The organism is Anaerolineales bacterium (genome assembly GCA_022866145.1).
Classification (GTDB): domain Bacteria; phylum Chloroflexota; class Anaerolineae; order Anaerolineales; family E44-bin32; genus PFL42.
On sequence record JALHUE010000274.1, the window covers coordinates 1 to 8,154 of the forward strand.

9 protein-coding genes and 1 pseudogene are annotated in these 8,154 nt (G+C 66.5%); 8 read left to right on the forward strand and 2 right to left on the reverse strand.

Annotated elements, in window-relative coordinates:
• Positions 1 to 19: 19 nt before the first annotated feature.
• Positions 20 to 277, reverse strand: coding sequence for a hypothetical protein (locus MUO23_08560; GenBank protein ID MCJ7513008.1), 258 nt, complete (start codon positions 275 to 277; stop codon positions 20 to 22).
• A gap of 96 nt (positions 278 to 373) precedes the next feature.
• Positions 374 to 784: an Rrf2 family transcriptional regulator gene (locus MUO23_08565; GenBank protein ID MCJ7513009.1), complete on the reverse strand. Its 411-nt coding sequence runs from the start codon at positions 782 to 784 to the stop codon at positions 374 to 376.
• Between the two features lie 211 nt (positions 785 to 995).
• Here MUO23_08565 and MUO23_08570 point away from each other — a divergent pair, with 211 nt between their 5' ends.
• The 8 genes and pseudogenes from MUO23_08570 to pyrH all read left to right on the forward strand — a co-directional run.
• Positions 996 to 2,333: a UDP-glucose/GDP-mannose dehydrogenase family protein gene (locus MUO23_08570; protein MCJ7513010.1), complete on the forward strand. Its 1,338-nt coding sequence runs from the start codon at positions 996 to 998 to the stop codon at positions 2,331 to 2,333.
• Positions 2,330 to 3,634: an insulinase family protein gene (locus MUO23_08575; GenBank protein ID MCJ7513011.1), complete on the forward strand. Its 1,305-nt coding sequence runs from the start codon at positions 2,330 to 2,332 to the stop codon at positions 3,632 to 3,634. The genes MUO23_08570 and MUO23_08575 overlap by 4 nt, the downstream gene beginning before the upstream one ends.
• Entirely contained in the window at positions 3,624 to 4,940 is a 1,317-nt protein-coding gene (locus MUO23_08580; protein MCJ7513012.1) for an insulinase family protein, read from the forward strand. Before MUO23_08575 ends, MUO23_08580 begins: the two co-directional genes overlap by 11 nt.
• Positions 4,937 to 5,329: a holo-ACP synthase gene (gene acpS, locus MUO23_08585; protein MCJ7513013.1), complete on the forward strand. Its 393-nt coding sequence runs from the start codon at positions 4,937 to 4,939 to the stop codon at positions 5,327 to 5,329. The genes MUO23_08580 and acpS overlap by 4 nt, the downstream gene beginning before the upstream one ends.
• On the forward strand, positions 5,322 to 5,738 hold the full coding sequence (locus MUO23_08590) for a thioesterase family protein (protein MCJ7513014.1): 417 nt from the start codon (positions 5,322 to 5,324) through the stop codon (positions 5,736 to 5,738). The genes acpS and MUO23_08590 overlap by 8 nt, the downstream gene beginning before the upstream one ends.
• 197 nt (positions 5,739 to 5,935) lie before the next feature.
• Positions 5,936 to 6,613 (forward strand): annotated as a pseudogene (gene rpsB, locus MUO23_08595) (30S ribosomal protein S2).
• Between the two features lie 285 nt (positions 6,614 to 6,898).
• Entirely contained in the window at positions 6,899 to 7,498 is a 600-nt protein-coding gene (tsf, locus tag MUO23_08600) for a translation elongation factor Ts (GenBank protein ID MCJ7513015.1), read from the forward strand.
• Between the two features lie 73 nt (positions 7,499 to 7,571).
• Positions 7,572 to 8,154 (forward strand): UMP kinase (pyrH, locus tag MUO23_08605; GenBank protein MCJ7513016.1); only part of this gene is annotated, 583 nt, incomplete at its 3' end.

An 8,154-nucleotide genomic window follows, 5' to 3' on the forward strand; every position in this document is an offset into this window, starting at 1 on the left:
GGAGGTCGTTCTGGACGAGCTACTCGAGGGCGCGACGGGGCGGTTCGGGCAGAGGCAGCAGGTGCGCCAGGCGGGTGTCGTAGCGCTCGATGCGCCCGTTCATCTTCAGGTGGTCGAGTTCAGAGTCGGTCACCGGTCGATCGTAGTCGCTCTCCTGAACGGTGAGGAAATCCCCGCTGGCGATGTCCTGGACGCGGCCTTCCCCCCAGTCGACGATCACTTCGCCCGACTTCAGGACATAGATCCACGAGCGCGCGACCGGAATGCCGCCAGGCATGGGGCTCAAGCTCCCTTGGTGGCTAGTGTGCGGTGGGCCGGGGAATCGTGCAATCCCCTCTTGGTTGGATGGATCCTGCAGGGCAGGAGGGCGCGGTCAGGCCTTATGGCCGTTGGTCAGGCTGCCGAAGCTGGTCTGCTTCAGGCGGGCGACCAGGTCCGCCTGGGCCTGGCACCACACGTCGTGCACCGGGCAGTTCTTGCCGAAGACGCAGGCGGTGCGGTCGGGAACGCATTCGTTCAGGGTGATCGGGCCATCGATGGCCTCAATCACCTCCAGCAGGCTGATCTCGCCCGGGGCGCGCGCCAGGGCAACCCCGCCGCGTGCGCCGCGGGACGTCGCCAACACGCCAGCGACTGACAGTTGCGAGACGATCTTCGCCAGGAAGGATGGCGGGATCTTCATGTTCTCGGCGATCCTGCTGGTGGGCGCCCGGCCGTCACCGTTGAGCTCCGCTAAGTACGACACGGCACGCACCGCGTAGTCGGCTTGGCGAGTAATCTGCATAGGTCCTCCTGACCAGGCACCAAACAAGCCCATAAGGACAAGACTTATCTTGTTCGTCCACTAGTGTATGCTGTCGGCCCCGCCAGGGGCAAGTGAGTACTGTCATTCCGGCTGCATGACGAATTGCGACCGATGGAGTCCGTGTATCCGGGCGGCGGCGGGCGCATGGTATGATTCCCCACCGACCAGCCATCGTACACGGGGAGGGTTCGTGAAGAGGATCTGCGTCATCGGCGTCGGCTATGTGGGTCTGGTCACCAGCGCCTGCTTCGGCGATCTGGGGAACCGGGTCACGGCGCTGGATATCGACGAGGAGCGGATCGATGGGCTGAAGAAAGGCCTGATGCCGATCTACGAGCCCGGGCTGGAGGAGTTGGTTGCCCGCAACGCCGGATCCGGCCGGCTGCTGTTCACCACCTCCTACCCGGAGGCCATCCAGGGCGCCGACTTCGTCTTCATCGCCGTCGGCACACCCGAAGGTGTCGATGGCGAAGCCGACCTCAAGCACGTGCGGGCGGTGGCAGAGGCTGTCGCCCGCCACATGAGCGGCCCGCTGGTTGTGGTCAACAAGTCCACCGTGCCGGTAGGAACAGGCGACTGGGTGGCGGACATCATCCGGGCCCACCAGCCGACGCCGATCCCGTTCTCAGTGGTCTCCTGCCCGGAGTTCTTGCGCGAGGGATCGGCGATCTCGGACTTCATGAACCCGGCCCGCACAGTGCTGGGATCGCTCGACCGCGAGGCCGCCGAGAAGGTCGCCCAGTTGCACCTGCCGCTACGGGCGCCGATTGTGATCACCGATCTGCGGACCGCTGAGATGATCAAGTACGCCTCGAATGCCTTCCTGGCGACCAAGATCTCATTCATCAACGAGATCGCCAACATCTGTGAGGCGCTGGGGGCAGACGTCAAGGAAGTGGCCTCCGGCATGGGCTATGATCCGCGCATTGGGCGTCACTTCCTGGACGCCGGGCTCGGATACGGAGGCTCGTGCTTTCCGAAGGATGTCAAGGCGCTGGCCTACATGGCCGCCGAGAAGGGGCGGCATCCGCAGCTGCTGCAGGCAGTGATGGACATCAACGCCGACAGTCGGCGCCAGGTGGTGCGCAAGGTCGCCGATCTGCTGGGGGACCTGCAGGGCAAGGTCATCGGACTGCTCGGCCTGACGTTCAAGCCGAACACGGATGACCTGCGCGAGGCCCCGGCGCTCGAGCTCGCCCAGCGGCTGCTCATGGATGGCGCCACGGTTCGAGCCTATGATCCCGTCGGGATGCCGCGCGCCAGTGGGCTGCTGCCGACGGTGCAGATGGCCAGCGACCCATACGAGATGGCGCGCGGCGCCGATGCGCTGGTTGTGTGCACCGAGTGGAACGAGTTCAAGAACCTCGACCTCGAGCGTGTGCGCGACAGCATGCGGCAGCCGGTCGTGGTCGACGGGCGCAACATCTATGACCCTGAACTGATGCGTTCCTTGGGATTCCGCTACCTGGGATCCGGCCGAGGCATCGCGGCCGACGGCAAGGCCGTAGCGGCGGGTGGCCAGGGGTGAGAACAGCCGCCAAGAACCAGGTCCTGCGCACCCGCCTGCAGAACGGCCTGAAAGTCCGTCTCAAGGAGATCCACACCGCCCCGCTGGTCTCGTGTTGGGTGTGGTACCGCGTCGGCTCGAAGGACGAGCGCCCCGGCCAGACCGGGGCGTCGCATTGGGTCGAGCACATGCAGTTCAAGGGGACGCGCCGCCATTCGGGTGCTGAACTCGAGCGGGTGATCTCGCGCGACGGCGGGTTCTGGAACGCCTTCACTTGGTTGGATTGGACCGCCTATTTCGAGACCATGCCGGCCGACCGCATCGACCTCGCCTTGCGGCTGGAGGCCGATCGAATGCGCACCAGCCTGTTCGACCCCAAGGAGGTCGAGGCGGAGCGGACGGTGATCATGTCCGAGCGCCAGGGGAACGAGAATGAACCCACCTTCCGCCTGGCCGAGGAAATCCAGTCGGCCGCCTTCCGGGTGCATCCGTACCACCACGAGGTCATCGGCGACATGGCCGATCTGGAGTCGATGACCCGCGACGACCTGTACCACCACTACCGCAACTTCTACCGCCCGAACAACGCTGTGCTTGTGGTTGCCGGCGACTTCCAGCGCCGGCCGATGCTCGAGCGGGTGCGCAGGCTGTTCGGATCGATCCCGCCCCGCCAGGTCGAGCGGATGGCCCCCCGCCCGGAACCGGAGCAACACGGGGAACGCCGCCTGACGCTGGAAGGGCCTGGGAAGACCGCCTACCTAGAGGTTGCCTATCATGCGCCGCGCGGCGCAGACGCGGCTTTCTTCCCGCTGGCGGTGCTGGACAGCGCCCTGGCTGGCGCCTCCAGCCTGAACCTGTTTGGGGGCGGCCTCTCGAACAAGACCTCGCGACTGTATCGAGCGCTGGTCGAGCGCGGCCTGGCGGCCTCGGTCAGCGGCGACCTGGCTACGACCATCGATCCATACCTGTACTCGTTTCGCATTACGGTCCGCCCTGAGCACAGCCCGGAGAAGGTGCTGGCCGCCTTCGACCAGGAAATCGACCGCCTGCTGGAGGCACCGATCGCCTCCGCCGAGATCGAGAAGGCTGGCAAGCAGGCTCGGGCGCTGTTTGCCTTTGGCAGCGAGAGCATCACCAACCAGGCCTTCTGGCAGGGCTACAGCGAGATGTTCGCCGACCACATCTGGTTTGAGGACTACCTGGCGCGGATCCAGGCCGTTACGGTCGAACAGGTCGTAACGGTAGCCCAGCAGGTGCTGCGGCAAGCGAACCGGGTCGTCGGGGTGTATCTCCCGAGCGGGGAGGGCGCCGATGCCTCGTAGTACCCCTACCGGCGCGGCGTTAGACGTGCGCTCGTTCCCTGGCCCCGAAACCATCACCCGGCACCCGCTACCGAATGGACCCGTCGTCATGGTGCGGGAGAACTTCTCCAGCCCGTCGGTGGTTATCCTGGGCTATCTGGCAGCCGGGGCGCTGGATGAGACCCCAGAACAGGCGGGGCTGGCGGACCTGACGGCCTCGGCCCTGACGCGGGGGACCGCCCGTCGGACCTTTCGAGAGATCTATGAGACGCTCGAGTCTTCCGGTGCAAGCCTGGGAATCGGCGCCGGAACCCACAACATCAGCTTCCGCGCCAAGGCTCTGGCCGAGGATCTGCCCATGCTGCTGGAGCTGCTTGCCGACGTCCTGCGCCAGCCGGCATTTCCGGAAGCCGAGGTCGATCGGCTGCGCGGGGAGAAACTGACGGGCCTGGCGATTCGGGATCAGGAAACGGCCTCGGTGGCGCAGATGGCCTTCGAGGAGCTCGCCTACCCCGGCCATCCCTACCGGCTGCCGACCGACGGCTACCGACACACGGTCGAGCGCCTTAAAGCCAAGGACCTGAAGCGGTTCCATGCCTCGCATTTCGGACCCCAGGGAATGCTGATCACGGTGGTCGGGGCGGTAGCAGCGGCCACAGCCGCTGATCAGGTACAGGCGCACTTCGGCTCGTGGTCCAACCCGGCTCAACCGCCGCAGCCGCCCCTGCCGCCGGTGAAGCCAATCGAGGGGTTGCAGCGCAAGGACGTTCCGATCCCGGGCAAGAGCCAGTCCGACCTGGTTCTCGGCGCACCCGGCCCCAGCCGGCTGGACCCGGAGTACCTGGCCGCCGCCCTGGGGAACAACGTTCTGGGGGTCTTTGGCCTGATGGGCCGGCTGGGAGACGCCGTGCGCAAGCAGGCCGGCCTGGCCTACCACGCTTCCAGCCACCTGGGCGGCGGGCTCGGCCCGACCCCGTGGCAGATCGAAGCCGGGATTGCACCGGGCAACGTCGAGCGGGCGCTCGACCTCGCCCGCCGCGAGTTGCGCCGCTTCACGACCCGTCGAATCACACCGCAAGAGCTCAGCGACAACCAGGCGAACTTCGTCGGCCGTCTGCCCCTTCAGCTGGAATCGAACGAGGGTGTGGCCTCGGCCTTGATGGCGATCGAACGCTATGAGCTTTCCCTGGATTTCTACCAGCAATACCCCACCCTGATTCGGGAGATCACGGCGGACCAGGTGCTGCACGTCGCGCAGCGCTACCTGCATCCGGATCGGCTGGCGATCGCAGTGGCGGGCAGCCTGGCCACGGACGGGGGCCGGTGATCCGATCGGGGGTGGACATCATCGAGATCGAGCGGGTGGCGCGGGCGATCGAGCGCCACGGGTCTCGCTTCTATTCGAGATTCTTCACCGAGCGGGAGGTGGCGGAGTCGCGCAAGCACCCTCCGGCCCTGGCCGCCAGGTTCGCCGCCAAGGAAGCGGTCGCCAAGGCTTTGGGCACTGGGATCGGCGAGGTGGGCTGGACCGAGATCGAGATCGTCAACGGGCCGAGACGTCAGCCGGAGCTGCGGCTTCATGGCGCCGCCGCTCGTCTGGCCGGCGAGCTGGGCCTTGGGGAGTGGTCTGTCAGCCTGAGCCACACCCATCAACATGCGGTGGCGTTCGCCGTCGCCGCAACATCGGCGCCATCCGGGGGAGACTTCGATGGCTGAAGGCGGGATCACCCCTGGCCAGGCCGCCGAGGCCAGCATCCAGGTGACGGAGGCCCAGTCCGCCAGTCACCTGGGGAGCGGCAGCCTGCAGGTCTTCGCCACCCCGGCCATGATCCTGCTGATCGAGGAAGTCAGCCGCAAGGCGATCGAGCCTGGCCTGCCGCCGGGCCGGACGACTGTCGGAGTTGAGATCCGCGTCCGCCATCTGGCGCCGACTCCGCTCGGCGGCACGGTTCGGGTCCGCTCGGAGGTGACGGCGGTCGAGGGCAATCGTGTGACGTTCCGGGCAGAGGTCTGGGACGAGCTGGAGAAGGTAGGGGAGGGGGACCACACCCGGGCTGTGATCGAACTCGAGCGGTTCCAGCGGCGGGTAGCCGCCAAGTCGGGCACCCGCCGCAGCCCCGCCTAGGCATCCGGCCCGGCTTTGACCGCCGGGGGACGGCGTGGTAGAATTCCCGTACTCCCGCCACGCAGTGGCGGGAGAATTCTGCCCCTCACGGGGCGCATCTCACACGCTTCCAGACCGGTCGGGGCGTGCCGGTGGGCCAGCCGGCTCCCGCCCGGGAAGAAGGAAGCGGAGGGTAAACGCGAAGGAGGTTGACCACCATGGCCGTGATCAGCATGAAGGCGCTTCTGGAGACCGGGGTCCACTTCGGGCATCGCACCCGCAAGTGGAACCCCCGCATGAAGCCGTACATCTTCACCGAGCGCAACGGAATTCACATCATCGATCTTCAGCAGACGCTCGACGCCCTGGAGAAGTCGTATGGCCTGATCCGGGACGCGGTGGCCGCCGGCGGCGCACTCCTCTTCGTCGGCACCAAGCGCCAGGCGCAGGAGACGATCGAAACCGAGGCCGGGCGCTGCAGAATGCCGTACGTCAACCAGCGCTGGTTGGGGGGCACCCTCACCAACTGGCAGACCATCCGCAGCCGGATCGATGAGCTGACGGACCTGGAGCGGCAGCGCGACTCGGGGGAGTTCCAGCAGCTGACCAAGAAGGAAGCGCTACTCAAGAATCGGGAGATCGACCGTCTGCAAACCCGGCTGGGTGGGGTTCGCGAGATGCGCGTTCTGCCGCGACTGCTGTTCATCGTCGATGTTCGCCGCGAAGAGACGGCCATTCACGAGGCCAACCTGCTGCGCATCCCGGTGATCGCGCTCGTCGACACCAATTGCGATCCGACCGGGGTGGACTATGTCATCCCCTCGAACGACGATGCCATTCGGGCCATCAAGCTGATCGCCTCCAAGATCGCTGACGCCGTCCTCGAGGGGCGTGCGTTGCGCAAAGATGACGAGATCGAAGAGGCCGGACCGGCGGCGCTTGACCGACGGCACGAACCCGAACTGGATCTAGCCGACGAGGAGTTGCTCGGCGAAGCGACCCTGGCCAAGCTGCAGAGCGGCGCCTTCGATGAAGGCGAATCCGCCGGCGAGCCGATTGCCGAGGTGACCCCGAAAGCCTCAACGGCCTTGATCGACGAAGAGAAAGCCCAGGCTCCGGCCGAGAGTGACCCGGCGGGAGCGGCCGAGGCCGGTCCGGCGCAGCAGGCCTAGAGAAACCTCATGGCCGTATCTGCAGCCCAGATCAAGGAACTCAGGGAACTCACCGGCGCCGGCGTGTTGGACTGCCGCAAAGCGATCGAGGCCACCGACGGCAACCTCGAGAAGGCGGCCGAACTTCTGCGCGAGCGCGGCCTGGCAGCCGCAGCCAAGCGCGCCGATCGCGAGATGCGCAACGGCGTGGTCGAGCTGTACAGCCACGGCGAAGGCCGGGTGGGGGTGATGGTCGAGGTCAACTGCGAGACCGACTTTGTGGCCCGGACCAAGGAGTTTCGCGCCTTCGCCCACGAGCTCTGCCTGCAGGTGGCCGCCGGCGCCCCGGCTTACGTCGACGTCGGCGATGTCCCGACCGAAATGCTGGAAACCGAGAAGCAGGCGGCGCTGCGGCTGGCGGCCGACGAGGGCAAGCCCGAGTCGGTCATCGAGAAGATCGTGCAGGGGCGCCTGGAGAACTTCTACGAGCAGGCCTGCCTGCTGCGTCAGCCCTATGTGCGCGACGATACCCGCAAGGTTGGCGAACTCCTGCAGGAGATGATCGCCAATACCGGCGAGAACATCTCCGTCCGGCGGATCGCCCGCTGGGCGGTGGGGGAAGCACAATGAGACGACATCGGGCCAACCCAGCGTTGGCCCGATGTGCATTCGGCGTCGATCAGCGTCGGCACGGGGAGGGGGTATGACCGGTCCAGCCTACACACGCATCCTGCTGAAGCTCAGCGGCGAGGCCCTGTCCGGTAAGATGGGAGTTGGGATCGATCCCGACCGGGCGGAGGAAGTTGCGGACAAGATCCGCCAGGTGCTCGATCTAGGGGTGCAGGTCGCCATCGTCCTGGGGGCTGGCAACCTGTGGCGCGGCCGAACCGGGATCGAACGTGGCATGGAACGGGCCACCGCAGACTACATGGGCATGCTGGGCACGGTGATGAATTCGCTGGCGCTGATGGATGCCCTTGAGCGCAGTGGGGTAATCACGCGAGTGATGTCGGCCCTGGAGATGCACGCTGTGGCCGAGCCCTACATCCGACGGCGGGCCATCCGGCACCTCGAGAAAGGGCGGGTCGTGATCCTCGGCGGCGGCACCGGCAACCCATACTTCTCGACCGACACCGCGGCCGCGTTGCGGGCGATGGAGATCGGGGCCGATGTCGTGATCAAGGCCACCAAGGTCGACGGCGTGTACGAAAGTGACCCCGAGATCGACCCCTCCGCCACACGCTTCGACCGTCTGACCTATATTGACGCCCTCAATCGGCGGGTGA

What these genes read in the sequence shown, in the direction of transcription:
- MUO23_08560 (MCJ7513008.1), bottom strand. Translation starts at nt 277, where the DNA reads ATGCCTGGCGGCATTCCGGTCGCGCGCTCGTGGATCTATGTCCTGAAG.
- MUO23_08565 (MCJ7513009.1), bottom strand. Translation starts at nt 784, where the DNA reads ATGCAGATTACTCGCCAAGCCGACTACGCGGTGCGTGCCGTGTCGTAC.
- MUO23_08580 (MCJ7513012.1), top strand. Translation starts at nt 3,624, where the DNA reads ATGCCTCGTAGTACCCCTACCGGCGCGGCGTTAGACGTGCGCTCGTTC.
- MUO23_08590 (MCJ7513014.1), top strand. Translation starts at nt 5,322, where the DNA reads ATGGCTGAAGGCGGGATCACCCCTGGCCAGGCCGCCGAGGCCAGCATC.
- tsf (MCJ7513015.1), top strand. Translation starts at nt 6,899, where the DNA reads ATGGCCGTATCTGCAGCCCAGATCAAGGAACTCAGGGAACTCACCGGC.